Below are 17768 nucleotides of genomic sequence, written 5' to 3'. Positions count from 1 at the left end.
TCAAAGCGTAAACAACGTATAACGGCATATGATCTTATAAGCCGGACGTAGTGACAACCCTTAAAACGTCCCGGAAGAAAATAATGGGGGCAATTGCTGCAAAAAAAAGCGGCGGAGGATATCCCCCGCCGCTAAAGGCATAACTCTACTCAGGAGCGATTACTTGCCTTTAATCTCATACAGTGGCGTCTGGCCTGCAACTACCTGCCCCTGCGCCTGGATCACCAGACCGCTGAAGTCGTCGATGTTGCTGCACACGACGGGGCTTATCATGGAGCGCGCGTTGGCATTCAGGAAGTCCAGATCCATTTCCAGAATCGGCTGGCCTGCCGCCACTTCAGCACCCTCTTCCACCAGGCGAGTAAAGCCCTGGCCGTTCAGCGCAACGGTATCGATACCCATATGGACAACGATCTCCGCGCCTTTTTCCGTTTCCAGGCAGAACGCATGGTTGGTGTTAAAGATTTTCACGATAGTACCGGCAGCCGGAGAGACCACGGTTTTGTCCGTTGGTTTCACCGCCACGCCGTCACCGACCGCTTTGCTGGCGAACGCTTCGTCAGGCACCTGTTCAAGCGCAACAACGTCACCTGTCACCGGAGAAACCAGCGCAGCGATGGTCACCGCGTTTGGCACAGCCTGCGGTTTTGCAACCGGCGCGTCAGCCACCGGTGCGTTATCCGTTGAGGCGGCAGCGACCGGCCCACGGGCAACCACTTTTTTCATTTCATCGCCGATAGATTCGGCCTTCGCACCCACGATAACCTGGATGGTTTGTTTGTTCAGTTTCACCACACCAGACGCACCCAGGCGTTTGCACATTGCATCGCTCACGCGCGCGGAGTCGCCTACGGTCAGACGCAGACGGGTAATACAGGCATCGATCGCTTTCAGGTTGTCGGTGCCACCCACAGCGGCAATGTAGCTGGTTGCCAGTTGGGTTAAACCCTCTTCGGTATTGCTGTTGGCTTCACTGGTCACAACATCATCTTTCGTATCTTCGCGACCAGGCGTCTTCAGGTTAAACATACGAATAACCGCGCTGAACAGAACGAAGTAGATAACGAAGAAGATCAGGCCCATCACCATCAGGATCCAGACGTTGCTGCTTGCCGCCGGCAGGTTGTACATCAACACATAGTCGATGGCGCCTGCGGAGAAGGAGAAGCCAGCATGGATACCCAGAAGGGTGGCGACGAACAGGCTGATACCGGTCAGGATCGCGTGCATCAGATACAGCAGCGGAGCCAGGAACATGAACAGGAATTCCAGTGGCTCGGTCACGCCGGTCAGGAAGGCGGTGATCGCAACGGACAGCAGCATCCCGCCAACCATTGGGCGACGCGCTTTCGGCGCAGCCAGGTACATTGCCAGCGCCGCGCCAGGCAGACCAAACATCATGATTGGGAAGAAGCCAGACATGAACATGCCCGCGGTGCCGTCGCCTGCGTAGAAGCGGTTGATATCACCGTGGAATACCGCGCCGGCCGCGTTGGTGAACTCACCAATCTGGAACCAGGCGATGGTGTTTAGTACCTGATGCAGACCGGTTGGGATCAGCAGACGGTTAATGAAACCGAAGATGCCCGCGCCCATTGCGCCCGCAGACACGATCCACTCGCCACCCGCATGGATAGCATGCTGCACCGGTGGCCAAACGTAGCCAAAGATGGCGGCGAGGATCAGACAGAAAAAGCCCGTCGCAATCGGCACAAAACGTTTACCGCCGAAGAAGCTCAGGAAGTCAGGAAGTTTGATACCTGCCCAACGGTTGTACACGGCGCCACCCACCAGGCCAGTAATGATACCTGCCAGCACACCCATGTTGATTTCAGGATTGATGGTTACCATCGCTTTCGTGAGGATGAAGTAACCGACAGCCCCTGCCAGTGCCGCGGCACCCGCGCTGTCTTTTGACCAGCTTGACGCCACACCGATGGCGAAAATCAGCGCCAGGTTGTCAAAAATTGCGCCGCCTGCCTGGGCAATAAACGGCACGTTAAGAAGATCGGGTTGCCCGAATCGCAGCAGCAATGCTGCAACCGGTAGCACGGCGATAGGGAGCTGCAAAGCCCTACCGAGGCGCTGGAAAAAACCTAAAATATTCATCCTATTCCCCCTACGAGACCCTTTGTTAAGACTCGCGCATAAACTATGTTTTTATTGTGTCACGAACGATAGATACAGTTGATGATTCACTGGCAGTGTGAGTGTGTGAAAAATTAATTCGTATCGCAAATTAAACACCTATTTTTTGTGATTATTGTCACCAAATATCGTATTAAACCCTCCCTGTCACTGGCTAACGACGAAAACTTATTTTATCATTCAAAAAATCAAGGCGGATTGATCCGGCCTGAAAGGTTCCAGGTTACGCTTAGTTCAGGTTGCACTAATCATCCGCCCACTTTTACTTAAACTTTAGAGGTGAATAATGAGACTGATTCCCCTGGCAACAGCTGAACAAGTCGGAAAATGGGCTGCTCGTCATATCGTTAATCGCATCAACGCGTTCAAACCAACAGCCGATCGTCCTTTCGTTCTCGGTCTTCCAACCGGCGGCACGCCCCTGACCGCGTATAAAGCTCTGGTTGAAATGCACAAAGCGGGCCAGGTTAGCTTTAAACACGTTGTGACCTTCAACATGGACGAATATGTCGGCCTGCCAAAGGAACATCCGGAAAGTTACCACAGCTTTATGCACCGTAATTTCTTCGATCACGTTGATATTCCGGCTGAAAACATTAACCTGCTGAATGGAAACGCGCCTGATATTGACGCAGAATGCCGTCAGTATGAAGAAAAAATCCGTTCCTACGGTAAAATCCACCTGTTTATGGGCGGCGTAGGCAACGATGGTCATATCGCGTTCAACGAACCGGCATCTTCACTGGCTTCCCGTACCCGTATTAAAACGCTGACCCATGATACGCGCGTGGCTAACTCCCGCTTCTTTGACGGCGACGTCAATCAGGTGCCTAAATACGCGCTGACCGTGGGCGTGGGCACGCTGCTGGATGCCGAAGAAGTGATGATTCTGGTGCTGGGCGCGGTGAAAGCGCAAGCGCTTCAGGCTGCCGTTGAAGGCAACGTGAACCATATGTGGACGATCAGCTGCTTACAGCTGCATCCAAAAGCGGTTGTCGTGTGTGACGAACCGTCCACCATGGAGCTGAAAGTGAAAACGCTGAAATACTTCAACGAGCTGGAAGCTGAGAACATCAAAGGTCTGTAATTGAATAACCGCCTCTTTTATCCGGGGCGGTCGTTTTTTTTAACCGGGGGTCGATATGTACGCTTTAACCCACGGTCGGATTTATACCGGCCATGAAATTCTGGATGACCATGCGATTGTAATCGCCAATGGCCTGATTGAACGTGTTTGCCCGCTGGCGGAACTGCCGCCGGAGATCGAACAGCGTTCACTCAATGGAGCTGTAATCTCCCCCGGTTTCATCGACGTACAGCTTAACGGCTGCGGCGGTGTCCAGTTTAACGATACCGCAGAAGCGGTGACGGTTGAAACGCTGGAAATTATGCAGAAAGCCAACGAGAAATCGGGCTGCACCAGCTATCTGCCAACGCTGATCACCAGCAGCGATGACCTGATGAAACAGGGTATCCGCGTCATGCGCGAATACCTGGCAAAACATCCGAATCAGGCGCTGGGCCTGCACCTGGAAGGGCCCTGGCTGAATATGGTCAAGAAAGGCACCCATAACCCAAACTACGTGCGCAAACCGGATGCCGAGCTGGTGGATTACATGTGCGCCAATGCCGATGTGATCACCAAAGTGACGCTGGCCCCGGAAATGACCGGCACGGACGTTATCAGCAAACTGGCCGCCGCCGGGATTGTGGTATCTGCGGGCCATTCGAACGCGACGCTGAAAGAGGCGAAGGCCGGTTTCCGCGCAGGCATTACATTTGCCACACACCTTTATAACGCGATGCCCTATATTACTGGCCGCGAACCGGGACTGGTTGGCGCAATTCTGGATGAACCAGACGTCTACTGCGGCATTATCGCCGACGGCTTGCATGTCGATTACACCAACATCCGCAACGCCAAACGCCTGAAAGGCGACAAGCTCTGCCTGGTGACGGATGCTACCGCTCCGGCAGGAGCGAATATTGACCAGTTCATTTTTGCTGGTAAAACAATATACTACCGGAATGGACTGTGTGTGGATGAGAACGGCACGCTGAGCGGTTCTTCTCTGACGATGATCGAAGGGGTACGTAACCTCGTTGAACATTGCGGCATCGCACTTGAGGAAGTGCTGCGCATGGCCACGCTTTATCCGGCGCGCGCCATTGGCGTCGATAAACAGCTCGGTGGTATTGCGCCAGGTATGGTTGCAAACCTGACGGCGTTCACACACGATTATAAAATTATTAAGACCATCGTTAATGGTAACGAGGTCGTCACTGAGTAAGTAAAAGTATGACACCAGGCGGACAAGCTCAAATCGGTAATGTCGATCTCGTTAAACAACTTAACAGCGCGGCAGTTTATCGCCTGATTGACCAGCACGGGCCAATCTCACGCATTCAGATAGCCGAACAAAGCCAGCTTGCTCCCGCCAGCGTGACAAAAATTACACGTCAGCTTATTGAGCGCGGCCTGATCAAAGAAGTCGATCAGCAGGCCTCCACCGGGGGCCGCCGCGCGATTTCCATCGTCACGGAAACCCGCAATTTTCAGGCCATTGGCGTTCGCTTAGGACGTCATGACACCACGCTTACGCTCTACGACCTGAGCAGCAAGGCCATTGCCGAAGAGCATTACCCCCTTCCTGAGCGCACGCAGGAGACGCTTGAACATGCGTTACTGAATACCATTGCGCAGTTTATCGAAAGCTGTCAGCGCAAGATCCGTGAACTCATCGCCATCTCGGTGATTTTGCCCGGCCTGGTTGACCCGGAAAGCGGCGTTATTCGCTACATGCCGCATATTAAGGTAGAGAACTGGGGGCTGGTTGAGGCGCTGGAAAAGCGCTTCAAGCTGACCTGCTTTGTTGGTCACGATATTCGCTCGCTGGCGCTGGCGGAGCACTACTTTGGTGCGAGCCAGGACTGCGAAGACTCTATTCTGGTGCGCGTTCACCGTGGTACAGGTGCGGGCATCATCTCGAATGGCCGCATTTTTATTGGTCGTAACGGTAACGTAGGCGAGATTGGTCATATCCAGGTGGAACCGCTTGGCGAGCGCTGCCACTGCGGTAATTTTGGCTGTCTTGAAACCGTTGCCGCCAACGCCGCCATTGAACATCGCGTTCGCCATCTGCTGGAGCAGGGTTACCAGAGCCGCGTCACGCTGGACGATTGTAAGATCGGCACCATCTGCAAAGCGGCAAACAAAGGCGATGCGCTGGCCTGCGAAGTGATCGAACAGGTAGGACGCCACCTGGGTAAGACCATCGCCATTGCCATCAACCTGTTTAATCCGCAAAAGGTGGTGATTGCCGGCGAGATCGTTGAAGCCGAAAAAGTGTTACTGCCCGCCATTGAAGGCTGCATCAATACCCAGGCGCTGAAGGCATTTCGCCAGAATTTGCCGGTGGTGCGATCTACGCTCGATCACCGCTCGGCAATTGGCGCATTCGCCCTGGTAAAACGTGCCATGCTGAACGGGATCCTGCTGCAACATTTGCTGGAATCCTGATCGGATCTTATAGTAACGCCTTCTTTTTTTGATGTCGGATTGTCCATGACCATTAAGAATGTAATTTGTGATATCGACGGCGTGCTGATGCACGACAACGTTGCCGTGCCGGGTGCTGCGGAGTTTCTTCACCGCATCATCGATAAAGGAATGCCACTGGTTCTTCTCACGAACTACCCTTCACAGACTGGTCAGGATCTGGCAAACCGCTTTGCTACTGCGGGCGTCAACGTCCCGGACAGCGTGTTCTATACCTCTGCGATGGCGACCGCGGATTTCCTGAAGCGTCAGGAAGGCAAAAAAGCCTATGTGGTTGGTGAAGGTGCGCTGATCCACGAGCTGTATAAAGCGGGCTTCACCATCACCGACGTGAACCCGGACTTTGTCATCGTGGGCGAAACGCGCTCCTTTAACTGGGAGATGATGCATAAGGCAGCCTACTTTGTCGCCAACGGTGCGCGTTTTATCGCCACCAACCCGGACACGCACGGTCGCGGTTTTTATCCCGCCTGCGGTGCGCTGTGTGCCGGTATCGAAAAAATCTCGGGCCGTAAGCCGTTTGTTGTCGGTAAACCGAGCCCGTGGATTATCCGCGCCGCACTGAATACGATGCAGGCACACTCAGAAGAAACCGTCATTGTGGGCGACAACCTGCGTACCGATATTCTTGCTGGCTTCCAGGCGGGGCTTGAAACCATCCTGGTGCTTTCTGGCGTTTCACAGCTTGATGACATTGATACGATGCCGTTCCGGCCAAGCTGGATTTACCCCTCTGTCGACGAAATCGACGTTATTTGATTCAGAACCACGCCTCAGGGCGTGGTTTTTCATTTCTGCTGTCTTAAAACATCACTTCATCTAACGAAATCAGCTCTTCATTGAGAAATCATCAATAGAATCGCTTAAGGCATACACTTTTTTTAAGATTCGGCAATTGCCATTGCACTTTTTACGTTTTCATCGGTAAAACGCTTGCGCCCCCTCCCCTTTTTGCGGCATTTTCATAAGCAAGCAACATCACAACGCAACAGGGTTAACGGAGAAGGTTATGTGTTCTATTTTTGGCGTACTGGATATTAAAACTGACGCGGGCGAACTGCGTAAAAAAGCACTCGAATTGTCCCGCCTGATGCGCCATCGCGGTCCGGACTGGTCAGGCGTTTACGCCAGCGATAAAGCGATTCTGGCTCACGAACGTCTCTCCATTGTTGATGTCAACGCTGGCGCACAGCCGCTGTATAACGAGAAAAAAACGCACGCGCTGGCTGTTAACGGTGAAATTTACAACCATCAGGCGCTGCGCGCTGAGTACGGCGATCGCTACGCGTTTCAGACCGGCTCAGACTGCGAAGTGATCCTGGCGCTGTATCAGGAGAAAGGCCCGGAGTTCCTCGACGACCTGCAAGGTATGTTCGCCTTCGCCCTGTACGACAGCGAAAAAGACGCTTACCTGATTGGCCGCGACCATATTGGTATTATCCCGCTGTACATGGGACACGATGAACACGGTAACTTCTACGTTGCCTCAGAGATGAAAGCCCTGGTACCGGTATGCCGCACCATCAAAGAGTTCCCGGCAGGTAGCTACCTGTGGAGCCAGGACGGCGAGATCCGCCCGTACTACCAGCGCGACTGGTTTGATTATGAAGCGGTGAAAGACAACGTGACGGACAAAGCGGAACTGCGTCAGGCGCTGGAAGAGTCAGTGAAAAGCCACCTGATGTCAGATGTCCCCTACGGTGTACTGCTCTCCGGCGGTCTGGACTCCTCCGTGATCTCCGCGATCACCAAGAAATTCGCCGCACGTCGCGTGGAAGATCAGGAGCGCTCTGAAGCCTGGTGGCCACAACTGCACTCCTTTGCCGTGGGTCTGGAAGGGGCACCTGACCTGAAAGCCGCCCAGGAAGTGGCGAACCATCTTGGCACGGTGCACCATGAAATTCACTTCACCGTACAGGAAGGTCTGGATGCGATCCGCGATGTGATCTATCACATTGAAACCTATGATGTGACCACCATTCGCGCCTCCACGCCGATGTATTTGATGTCGCGGAAGATCAAAGCGATGGGCATCAAGATGGTGCTCTCCGGCGAGGGTTCTGACGAAGTGTTTGGCGGTTACCTCTATTTCCACAAAGCACCGAACGCCAAACAGCTGCATGAAGAAACGGTGCGTAAGCTACAGGCGCTGCACATGTTTGACTGCGCGCGCGCCAACAAAGCGATGTCCGCCTGGGGTGTGGAAGCCCGCGTGCCGTTCCTCGATAAGAAATTCCTCGATGTGGCGATGCGCATCAACCCGCAGGACAAAATGTGCGGCAACGGCAAAATGGAGAAACATATCCTGCGTGAATGTTTTGAATCCTACCTGCCGGCGAGCGTGGCGTGGCGTCAGAAAGAGCAGTTCTCCGATGGCGTAGGCTACAGCTGGATCGACACCCTGAAAGAGGTGGCGGCGAAACAGGTTTCTGATCAACAACTGGAAACTGCGAGCTTCCGTTTCCCGTACAACACGCCAGCCTCGAAAGAGGCGTATTTGTACCGTGAGATCTTTGAGGAGCTGTTCCCGGTTCCAAGCGCAGCCGAGTGCGTACCGGGTGGTCCTTCGGTCGCCTGCTCTTCAGCTAAAGCCATTGAATGGGACGAATCCTTCAAAGCCATGAACGATCCGTCAGGACGCGCGGTGGGCGTTCACCAGTCTGCTTATAAATAATGTCCAGACTATAATCAGGCCCTCCGGGGCCTGATTTTTTTGCCTCTCTTTTCCCGGCATAAAATCGATTAATAACCAATAATTGTCGAATATTCGGCCTCGCTGTTCGCAACCTAACCAAACAGTCACATTCCGGCTATTTTCATTGAAAAAGGTGTTGACGCTGCAAGGGTCTATACGCATAATGCGCCCCGCAACGCCGATAAGGTAACGCGAAAAAAAGATGGCTACGTAGCTCAGTTGGTTAGAGCACATCACTCATAATGATGGGGTCACAGGTTCGAATCCCGTCGTAGCCACCATCTTTTTTGCGGGAGTGGCGAAATTGGTAGACGCACCAGATTTAGGTTCTGGCGCCGCAAGGTGTGCGAGTTCAAGTCTCGCCTCCCGCACCATTCCCAGGTAAGCGTTGCACGGATGGGGTATCGCCAAGCGGTAAGGCACCGGTTTTTGATACCGGCATTCCCTGGTTCGAATCCAGGTACCCCAGCCATATTTCTTCGATCATGCGGTTCTCCGCGGTATTGGGGTATCGCCAAGCGGTAAGGCACCGGTTTTTGATACCGGCATTCCCTGGTTCGAATCCAGGTACCCCAGCCATCGAAGATTGCAGTACTGGCTACGTAGCTCAGTTGGTTAGAGCACATCACTCATAATGATGGGGTCACAGGTTCGAATCCCGTCGTAGCCACCATATTTACGTTATCGAATACGATTCGGTAAACTGAACATTGTTGGGGTATCGCCAAGCGGTAAGGCACCGGATTCTGATTCCGGCATTCCGAGGTTCGAATCCTCGTACCCCAGCCACTTTAAAGTCGTTAAGCAGTTTGTTTAACGCAATTGGGGTGTCGCCAAGCGGTAAGGCTCTGGTTTCTGATACCAGCATTCCGGGGTTCGAATCCCTGCACCCCAGCCACTTTAAACAAACAAGCCCGCTCTGCGGGCTTTTTTGTTTTTGTTGTTCAGAATAGTGCGGCCTGATGCCTTCACCCTAACCCTCTCCCACGGGGAGAGGGAATAAAGATCAGAGTCCGAGGGCGTACTTCAGGGCCTGACGCTTCAGACCACCGGCACGTTCCGCTGCCATCAATCCAATATTGCGCACTATACGCACCGGACCAACATCATTGCTGAACCCGGCATAGAACAGATCCATCCCCGACTGCATAATGAAGTTATCCGCCATACGGCGCGTCTGGTAGCGCTTCAGAACCTGATGGCTGGCCCAGGCTTCCGCGTGGGCGCGAGCGTTACCCAGCACATCCAGTAACGCATCGACGTCACGGTATCCCAGATTCACCCCCTGCCCCGCCAGCGGATGAATGGTGTGCGCCGCGTCCCCCACAAGCACCAGTCCTTCACGGGCATACTGCAACGCATGGCGTCGCATCAGCGGGAATGCGCCGGCGGCAACCGGGGTCACGTTGCCCAGACGGCTCGGGAAGTGCTGGCGGATTTCGCGCTGCAACTGATCCATGGACAGCCCCTGCAACTGTCGAATGCGCGCCGGTTTGTCGTACCACACCAGCGAAGCCCAGTTATCAAACAGCGGTAAGAATGCATGCGGGCCGTTCGGCGTAAAATGCTGCCAGGTGCTTTCGCCCGGCGCGTTTTCTGACTGAACAGTGATCAGCATGCAGGACTGCTGGTACTGCCAGGCATGGATCCCAATGCCTGCCATCTGCCTGACCTGCGAGTTCGCGCCATCCGCCCCCACCACCAGCTTCACGGCCAGCTCATCGTCGTTGTCCAGCGTCAGGAGATACCCGCCCTCATGACGATGCAGGCCTTTCAGCGAGTCCGGCACGCGCAGCGTCACCTTCGGGTGCGCCTCCAGCGCCTGCCAGAGTGCCTGCTGGAGCACGTTGTTTTCCACCATATAGCCCAGGCGCGGCAGTTTCAGCTCGGCGGCATCAAACGACACGTGAGCATTTTCCCACTCCCAGGTTTCGAGACGGCTGTAAGGATGCGCGCGCATCGCCAGCACCGCCTCCCAGACGCCCAGCCCGCGAAGCAGATCAACAGAGGCCGCGCTGATGGCGGAAATACGTACGTCCGGTTGGCTGGCAGGATCGAATGCCGGCGGAGCCGCCTGTTCAATAACGGTTACGTCAAATCCCTGCTGCGCCAGCCCCAGCGCCAGTGCGCCGCCGACCATACCGCCGCCAACAACGGCAACTTCGGTGTTCAGGAGTGTCATGGTCACTATTCCTTATTGAAGAATACCTTAAGTTTACCGGATTTTTGCGGCCCTGAGGTTGACAACCTTCATACTGGTCACAACCGCACCAAAGCATTACAATACGCGGCTTGCAATCCTGAGCTGAGCAAGTCGATGACTAAAAAACTCCATATAAAAACCTGGGGCTGTCAGATGAACGAATACGATTCATCGAAGATGGCCGATCTGCTGGATACCACCCACGGATACCAGCTGACTGAAAATGCGAAAGAAGCCGATGTGCTGCTGCTGAACACCTGTTCAATTCGTGAAAAAGCACAGGAAAAAGTCTTTCATGTGTTAGGCCGCTGGAAGCTTCTCAAACGGAAAAATCCGGACCTGATCATTGGCGTGGGTGGCTGCGTCGCATCGCAGGAAGGTAAGCTGATCCGCCAGAGAGCCCCCTATGTGGATATCGTTTTTGGCCCTCAGACCCTGCACCGCCTGCCAGAGATGATTAATCAGGTTCGCGGCAGCCGTAGCCCGGTGGTTGACGTGAGCTTCCCGGAGATCGAGAAATTTGACCGTCTGCCAGAGCCGCGCGCTGATGGCCCGACCGCCTTCGTCTCCATCATGGAAGGCTGCAACAAATACTGTACTTACTGCGTGGTGCCTTACACCCGCGGTGAAGAAGTGAGCCGCCCGGCAGACGATATCCTGTTTGAAATCGCGCAGCTTGCCGCGCAGGGCGTTCGCGAAGTGAACCTGCTGGGGCAGAACGTGAACGCCTGGCGCGGGGAAAACTACGACGGTACCACCGGCAGCTTTGCTGAACTGCTGCGTCTGGTGGCGGCGATTGACGGCATCGACCGCATTCGTTTTACCACCAGCCATCCGATGGAATTTACCGACGACATTATTGACGTCTATCGCGATACGCCAGAGCTGGTGAGCTTCCTGCACCTGCCTATCCAGTGCGGCTCTGACCGCGTGCTGAACCTGATGGGTCGTCCACATACGGTGCTGGAGTATAAGTCCACCATCCGCAAGCTGCGTGAAGCGCGCCCGGATATCCAGATTAGCTCCGACTTTATCGTCGGCTTCCCTGGCGAAACCGCTGATGACTTCGAGCGCACCATGAAGCTCATCGGCGAGGTGAATTTCGACGTCAGCTACAGCTTTATCTTCTCTGCGCGCCCGGGCACCCCTGCGGCCGATATGGTTGATGATGTACCGGAAGAAGAGAAAAAGCAGCGTCTGTATATTCTACAGGAGCGTATCAACCAGCAGGCCAACGCCTGGAGTCGTCGCATGCTCGGCACTGTCCAGCGTATTCTGGTGGAAGGCACCTCCCGTAAGAGCATCATGGAACTGTCTGGTCGAACCGAAAATAACCGCGTGGTGAATTTTGAAGGCACCCCGGACATGATCGGTAAGTTTGTGGACGTCGAGATTGTCGAAGTGCTCACGAACTCGCTGCGCGGGAAGGTGGTACGCACTGAGGATGAAATGGGTCTGCGAATTGCACAGACTCCGGAATCCGTTATCTCTCGCACCCGCAAGGTCAACGACTCTGGCGTAGGTATTTACCAGCCGTGATCCTCCTGGCCTGCCTGTCCGGCAGGCCTTGTATTTCCTCTCATCACCCCCAATATCTACCGCAACGCTTGCGCCTTTATTCTGTGGCGTGAATAATTTCGGTAATGACCGTTTTATTACGCCGTGTGGCCACAGGTCAGTTAACCAATTAAAGAGGAACAGTTTGAACATAGATACGCGTGAAATTAGCCTTGAGCCCGCAGACAACGCTCGCCTGCTGAGCCTGTGCGGGCCGTTTGATGACAACATCAAACAACTGGAGCGACGTCTGGGTATCGAAATCAATCGTCGCGATAACCATTTCAAACTCACCGGACGCCCAATCTGCGTTAACGCCGCGGCAGATATTCTCCGCAGCCTGTATGTTGATACCGCCCCGATGCGCGGTGAGATCCAGGACATTGAACCTGAACAGATCCACCTGGCCATCAAAGAGGCGCGCGTGCTTGAGCAGAGCGCGGAGAGCGTGCCGGACTATGGCAAAGCCATCAACATCAAAACTAAACGCGGCGTGATTAAGCCTCGTACCCCGAACCAGGCGCAGTACATCGCCAATATTCTCGACCATGACATCACCTTCGGCGTGGGCCCGGCGGGTACGGGTAAAACCTATCTGGCCGTTGCTGCTGCGGTCGATGCGCTTGAGCGTCAGGAGATCCGCCGTATCCTGCTGACCCGCCCTGCTGTTGAAGCCGGTGAAAAACTGGGCTTCCTGCCGGGCGATCTGAGCCAGAAGGTCGACCCGTATCTGCGCCCGCTGTATGACGCGCTGTTCGAAATGCTCGGCTTCGAGAAAGTTGAAAAGCTCATCGAGCGTAACGTGATTGAAGTGGCCCCGCTGGCCTACATGCGTGGCCGTACGCTTAACGACGCGTTCATCATTCTGGATGAGAGCCAGAACACCACTATCGAACAGATGAAGATGTTCCTGACGCGTATTGGCTTTAACTCGAAAGCGGTTATCACCGGTGACGTCACCCAGATTGACCTGCCGCGTAACACCAAATCGGGTCTGCGTCACGCCATCGAAGTCCTGGCCGAGGTAGAGGAAATCAGCTTCAACTTCTTCCACAGTGAAGACGTGGTACGCCATCCGGTGGTCGCGCGTATCGTTAACGCTTATGAGGCCTGGGAAGAGGCAGATCAGAAGCGCAGGGCCGAACTGGCCGCAGAACGTAAGCGCGAAGCGCAGGAGCATGAACAGAAATGAGTCAGGTGATCCTCGATTTACAGCTGGCCTGTGAAGATAATTCCGGCATGCCAGAAGAGGCACAGTTTCAGAAATGGCTGGATGCCGTTATCCCCCAGTTTCAGGAAGAATCAGAGGTCACGATTCGCCTGGTGGATGAAGCAGAAAGCCATGAGCTCAACCTGACCTACCGCGGGAAAGATAAGCCGACCAACGTGCTCTCTTTCCCGTTCGAAGCCCCTCCGGGCATTGAGATGCCGCTGCTGGGCGATCTGATCATCTGCCGTCAGGTGGTTGAGCAGGAAGCCAAAGAGCAGCAAAAGCCGCTGGAAGCGCACTGGGCACACATGGTGGTGCACGGTAGCCTGCATCTTCTGGGTTACGACCATATTGAAGATGACGAAGCGGAAGAGATGGAATCCCTCGAGACAGAGATAATGCTTGCTCTGGGCTATGAGGATCCGTACATTGCCGAGAAAGAATAGTCAGTCACTGACTACCATGCCGCCGCGCAGGGACATAGCGCGGCGGTTAACGTTGAACTAACAAGAGAACCCTTAACAAACGCCATGAGCGACGACAATTCACACAGTAGCGACACGACAACCACTAAAAAGGGATTTTTCTCCCTCATTCTGAACCAGCTTTTCCACGGCGAACCGAAAAACCGTGATGAACTGCTGGAGCTGATTCGTGATTCCGGGCAGAACGACCTTATCGACGAAGATACGCGCGAAATGCTCGAAGGGGTGATGGACATCGCCGACCAGCGCGTCCGCGACATCATGATCCCCCGCTCGCAGATGATTACCCTGAAACGCAACCAGACGCTGGACGAGTGCCTCGATGTGATTATCGAATCGGCTCACTCACGTTTCCCGGTCATCAGCGAAGATAAAGATCACATTGAAGGGATTTTGATGGCGAAAGATCTGCTGCCGTTTATGCGCAGCGATGCCGAAGCCTTCAGTATGGAAAAGGTGTTACGCCCGGCCGTGGTTGTGCCGGAAAGTAAGCGTGTGGATCGGATGCTGAAGGAGTTTCGCTCCCAGCGCTATCACATGGCGATTGTTATTGATGAATTTGGTGGCGTTTCCGGTCTGGTCACAATCGAAGACATCCTTGAGCTGATCGTGGGCGAAATCGAAGACGAGTATGACGAAGAAGAGGATATCGACTTCCGTCAGCTGAGCCGCCACACCTGGACCGTGCGCGCGCTGGCCTCCATTGAAGACTTCAACGATACCTTTGGCACCAGCTTCAGAGATGAAGAAGTGGACACCATTGGTGGTCTGGTGATGCAGGCCTTCGGCCATCTTCCGGCCCGCGGTGAAACCGTTGACATCGATGGTTACCAGTTCAAGGTCGCAATGGCTGACAGCCGACGTATTATTCAGGTTCACGTCAGAATGCCGGACGACTCACCGGTGCCAAAACTGGAAGATTAATGTAAATGGCATTTGCCCCACTCTTTGAACGCCAGCGCGTCCGTTTGCTGCTGGCGCTGTTACTCGGAGCCAGCGGTACGCTGGCTTTTTCTCCTTACGATATCTGGCCAGCCGCTATTCTCTCCCTGATGGGGCTACAGGGGCTTACCCTGAACCGTCGTCCGGTACAGGCCGCGGCCATCGGCTACTTCTGGGGGCTGGGACTGTTTGGCTCTGGTATCAACTGGGTCTACGTCAGTATCGCGCAATTTGGCGGAATGCCGGGGCCGGTTAACGTCTTCCTGGTTGTGCTGCTCGCCGCCTATCTTTCGCTCTACACTGGCCTGTTCGCGGGCATCCTGTCTCGCCTGTGGCCAAAAACGACCTGGCTGCGCGTGGCGATAGCGGCACCCGTTGTCTGGCAAATCACCGAATTTCTGCGCGGCTGGGTACTGACCGGCTTCCCGTGGTTGCAGTTCGGCTATAGCCAGGTAGACGGCCCGCTGAAAGGCCTGGCCCCGGTCATGGGCGTGGAAGCCATCAACTTCCTGTTGATGATCGTCAGCGGCCTGCTGGTGCTGGCCCTGGTGACACGTAACTGGAAGCCGCTGGTTGCCGCGTTAATCCTGTTTGCCCTGCCCTTCCCGCTGCGTTATATCCAGTGGTTTACGCTGGAGCCCGCGCGCGCCACGCAGGTTTCTCTGGTCCAGGGCGATATCCCGCAGTCCCTGAAATGGGATGAGAATCAGCTGCTGAACACGCTGAAAATCTACGCCAACGCCACTGAAAAGGTGATGGGCAAATCGCAGCTCATCATCTGGCCTGAGTCTGCGATCCCAGACCTGGAGATCAATCAGCAGCCCTTCCTGAAGATGATGGACGATCTGCTGCGCGCACGCGGCAGTACGCTGATCACCGGAATTGTGGATGCGCGTCTCAATCAGCAGAACCGCTATGACACGTACAACACGATCATTACGCTCGGTAAGGGCAGCGAATACAGCTATACCTCCACCAATCGCTACAACAAAAACCACCTTGTACCGTTTGGCGAATTTGTTCCGCTGGAGTCTATTCTGCGCCCACTGGCACCGTTCTTTGATTTGCCGATGTCCTCATTCAGCCGGGGCCCTTACGTTCAGCCGCAGCTGCATGCGCACGGTTTTGCCCTGACGGCCGCCATTTGCTACGAGATTATCCTCGGCGAGCAGGTGCGCGATAATTTCCGCCCGGACACTGACTATCTGCTGACCATCTCAAACGATGCGTGGTTCGGTAAATCGATTGGCCCGTGGCAGCACTTCCAGATGGCGCGAATGCGCTCTCTGGAGCTGGCACGTCCGTTGCTGCGCAGCACCAATAACGGCATTACCGCCGTGATTGGTCCGCAGGGTGAAATCCAGGCCATGATCCCGCAATTTACCCGTGAGGTGCTGACTACTAACGTCACGCCAACTACCGGGCTTACGCCTTACGCGCGCACCGGGAACTGGCCGCTGTGGATTTTGACCGTGCTGTTCGGCTTTGGCGCAGTGCTGATGAGCCTGCGTCAGCGTCGTAAATAACCTTACCTTCTGTTGCCGGGTGGCGGCTACGCCTTACCCGGCCTGCTCTCCGGCGCCGGCGCCGCCCGACAATTTCCTCCCAAACTTCAATTCTGGCACGCCTGTTGCTTTGTTTAATTACATCAACGCTGTCTGGCTTAACGTGCAGCCTTGTCGCACCAGCGTAGATCATCGGTAGCACCGAAACGGTGCAACGAGGGATTATTGCCTCTGAATGGTGCGGCGCGCTTCGCAAAAATAAACAATAACGCAGCAAAATCTTTACATTAAGCCAGACTAAATGTTAACAAGCTTGCATAACACTGCACTCGCATTGCGCGAGATATAACAACATCACAATGGGTATCTATGCGTCACTGGCGCTGATAAGAAAGGAGTTGGGTATGCAATTACGTAAACTGGCCACAGCAATGCTGGTTATGGGAATGTCTGCGGGGGTTGTCCACGCTGAAGACGCTCCGGCAGCAGGAAGCACTCTCGACAAGATTGCCAAAAACGGCGTGATCGTGGTCGGCCACCGTGAATCTTCTGTCCCGTTCTCTTACTACGACAACACGCAAAAAGTCGTGGGCTATTCACAGGATTACTCCAACGCCATCGTTGAAGCCGTGAAGAAAAAGCTGAACAAACCTGACCTGCAAGTGAAGCTGATCCCCATCACTTCACAGAACCGTATTCCTCTGCTGCAAAACGGCACATTTGATTTTGAATGTGGCTCAACCACCAACAACCTTGAGCGTCAGAAACAGGCCGCGTTCTCGGACACCATCTTCGTTGTGGGCACCCGCCTGCTGACGAAGAAAGGCGGCGACATCAAAGATTTTGCTGACCTGAAAGGCAAAGCGGTTGTCGTGACCTCCGGTACCACGTCCGAAGTGCTGCTGCACAAGCTGAACGACGAAAAGAAAATGGACATGCGCATCATCAGCGCGAAAGACCATGGCGACTCCTTCCGTACCCTGGAAAGCGGCCGTGCCGTCGCGTTTATGATGGATGACGCTCTGCTGGCAGGCGAGCGCGCCAAGGCGAAGAAACCAGACAACTGGGAAATCGTCGGTACCGCCCAGTCGAAAGAAGCCTACGGCTGTATGCTGCGTAAAGGTGACGAGGACTTCAAGAAACTGATCGATGACACCATCGCTCAGGCGCAAACCTCCGGCGAAGCGGCAAAATGGTTCGACAAATGGTTCAAGAACCCAATTCCACCAAAAAACCTGAACATGAACTTTGAACTGTCTGACGACATGAAAGCGCTGTTCAAATCACCAAACGACAAAGCTCTTAACTAATTAGAACGACAGGGGCGGGATCTCCTGCCCTCTCGATTGTCGGGAAGCATGGACAGACTATACGTTGAGTGGTCGTTCCCCACTCAGCGCAAAAATTGAGCTTCTCACCAATCTTCGAGGGTAGCGCTGCTACCCTTTTTTTTCTGGAGTTTAC

The 17768-nt window shown here is 54.4% G+C and carries 13 protein-coding genes and 7 tRNA genes; 18 read left to right on the top strand and 2 right to left on the bottom strand.

The features are described 5' to 3' along the window. Nucleotides 1-159: 159 nt before the first annotated feature. Nucleotides 160-2109, bottom strand: a complete 1950-nt coding sequence (nagE, locus tag DD606_RS12955; protein WP_003858662.1) for a PTS N-acetyl glucosamine transporter subunit IIABC — start codon at nucleotides 2107-2109, stop codon at nucleotides 160-162. A 325-nt stretch (nucleotides 2110-2434) separates the two neighbouring features. Here nagE and nagB point away from each other — a divergent pair, with 325 nt between their 5' ends. The 12 genes from nagB (at nucleotide 2435) to DD606_RS12890 (ending at nucleotide 9300) form a co-directional block, all read left to right on the top strand. Continuing rightward, nucleotides 2435-3235: a glucosamine-6-phosphate deaminase gene (gene nagB, locus DD606_RS12950; RefSeq protein ID WP_003858663.1), complete on the top strand. Its 801-nt coding sequence runs from the start codon at nucleotides 2435-2437 to the stop codon at nucleotides 3233-3235. 55 nt (nucleotides 3236-3290) lie between these two features. Continuing rightward, nucleotides 3291-4439: an N-acetylglucosamine-6-phosphate deacetylase gene (gene nagA / locus DD606_RS12945; protein WP_003858664.1), complete on the top strand. Its 1149-nt coding sequence runs from the start codon at nucleotides 3291-3293 to the stop codon at nucleotides 4437-4439. A gap of 8 nt (nucleotides 4440-4447) precedes the next feature. Then, a complete protein-coding gene (locus DD606_RS12940) occupies nucleotides 4448-5668 on the top strand; it encodes an N-acetylglucosamine repressor (RefSeq protein ID WP_003858665.1) in 1221 nt (406 codons plus the stop codon). Between the two features lie 45 nt (nucleotides 5669-5713). After that, a complete protein-coding gene (gene nagD / locus DD606_RS12935) occupies nucleotides 5714-6466 on the top strand; it encodes a ribonucleotide monophosphatase NagD (protein ID WP_003858667.1) in 753 nt (250 codons plus the stop codon). A 250-nt stretch (nucleotides 6467-6716) separates the two neighbouring features. Beyond that, nucleotides 6717-8381, top strand: a complete 1665-nt coding sequence (gene asnB / locus DD606_RS12930) for an asparagine synthase B (protein ID WP_129258739.1) — start codon at nucleotides 6717-6719, stop codon at nucleotides 8379-8381. A gap of 225 nt (nucleotides 8382-8606) precedes the next feature. Beyond that, nucleotides 8607-8683, top strand: a tRNA-Met gene (locus DD606_RS12920). Nucleotides 8684-8691: 8 nt separating this feature from the next. Continuing rightward, nucleotides 8692-8776 (top strand) — tRNA-Leu (locus DD606_RS12915). Between the two features lie 23 nt (nucleotides 8777-8799). Next, nucleotides 8800-8874: transfer RNA gene (locus tag DD606_RS12910), tRNA-Gln, on the top strand. Nucleotides 8875-8906: 32 nt separating this feature from the next. Next, nucleotides 8907-8981, top strand: a tRNA-Gln gene (locus DD606_RS12905). A gap of 17 nt (nucleotides 8982-8998) precedes the next feature. After that, nucleotides 8999-9075 (top strand) — tRNA-Met (locus DD606_RS12900). Nucleotides 9076-9116: 41 nt separating this feature from the next. Further along, nucleotides 9117-9191 (top strand) — tRNA-Gln (locus DD606_RS12895). A 34-nt stretch (nucleotides 9192-9225) separates the two neighbouring features. Further along, nucleotides 9226-9300 (top strand) — tRNA-Gln (locus DD606_RS12890). Between the two features lie 108 nt (nucleotides 9301-9408). Here the strand turns inward: DD606_RS12890 and ubiF are convergent. Continuing rightward, a complete protein-coding gene (gene ubiF, locus DD606_RS12885) occupies nucleotides 9409-10584 on the bottom strand; it encodes a 3-demethoxyubiquinol 3-hydroxylase (protein WP_003858670.1) in 1176 nt (391 codons plus the stop codon). Nucleotides 10585-10719: 135 nt separating this feature from the next. On the opposite strand from ubiF, the gene miaB reads away from it, so the two are divergent. The 6 genes from miaB to DD606_RS12850 all read left to right on the top strand — a co-directional run bounded on the left by miaB (nucleotide 10720) and on the right by DD606_RS12850 (nucleotide 17614). After that, nucleotides 10720-12144, top strand: coding sequence for a tRNA (N6-isopentenyl adenosine(37)-C2)-methylthiotransferase MiaB (gene miaB, locus DD606_RS12880; protein WP_003858672.1), 1425 nt, complete (start codon nucleotides 10720-10722; stop codon nucleotides 12142-12144). A gap of 163 nt (nucleotides 12145-12307) precedes the next feature. Next, entirely contained in the window at nucleotides 12308-13354 is a 1047-nt protein-coding gene (locus DD606_RS12875) for a PhoH family protein (RefSeq protein WP_003858674.1), read from the top strand. Next, the gene (gene ybeY, locus DD606_RS12870; RefSeq protein ID WP_003858677.1) at nucleotides 13351-13818 is read left to right on the top strand and encodes an rRNA maturation RNase YbeY; all 468 of its coding nucleotides are present in this window, start codon (nucleotides 13351-13353) and stop codon (nucleotides 13816-13818) included. Before DD606_RS12875 ends, ybeY begins: the two co-directional genes overlap by 4 nt. Before the next feature lie 84 nt (nucleotides 13819-13902). Continuing rightward, nucleotides 13903-14781: a CNNM family magnesium/cobalt transport protein CorC gene (corC, locus tag DD606_RS12865; protein ID WP_129258737.1), complete on the top strand. Its 879-nt coding sequence runs from the start codon at nucleotides 13903-13905 to the stop codon at nucleotides 14779-14781. A 5-nt stretch (nucleotides 14782-14786) separates the two neighbouring features. Continuing rightward, entirely contained in the window at nucleotides 14787-16325 is a 1539-nt protein-coding gene (gene lnt, locus DD606_RS12860) for an apolipoprotein N-acyltransferase (RefSeq protein WP_023315631.1), read from the top strand. A 383-nt stretch (nucleotides 16326-16708) separates the two neighbouring features. Continuing rightward, a complete protein-coding gene (locus tag DD606_RS12850; RefSeq protein WP_003858681.1) occupies nucleotides 16709-17614 on the top strand; it encodes an amino acid ABC transporter substrate-binding protein in 906 nt (301 codons plus the stop codon). Nucleotides 17615-17768: the final 154 nt, after the last annotated feature.

The organism is Enterobacter cloacae complex sp. GF14B (assembly GCF_004136805.1).
Lineage (GTDB): Bacteria > Pseudomonadota > Gammaproteobacteria > Enterobacterales > Enterobacteriaceae > Enterobacter > Enterobacter hormaechei_C.
The sequence above is the reverse complement of the archived record's forward strand: the minus strand, read 5'-3'. Positions and strand labels throughout refer to the sequence as shown.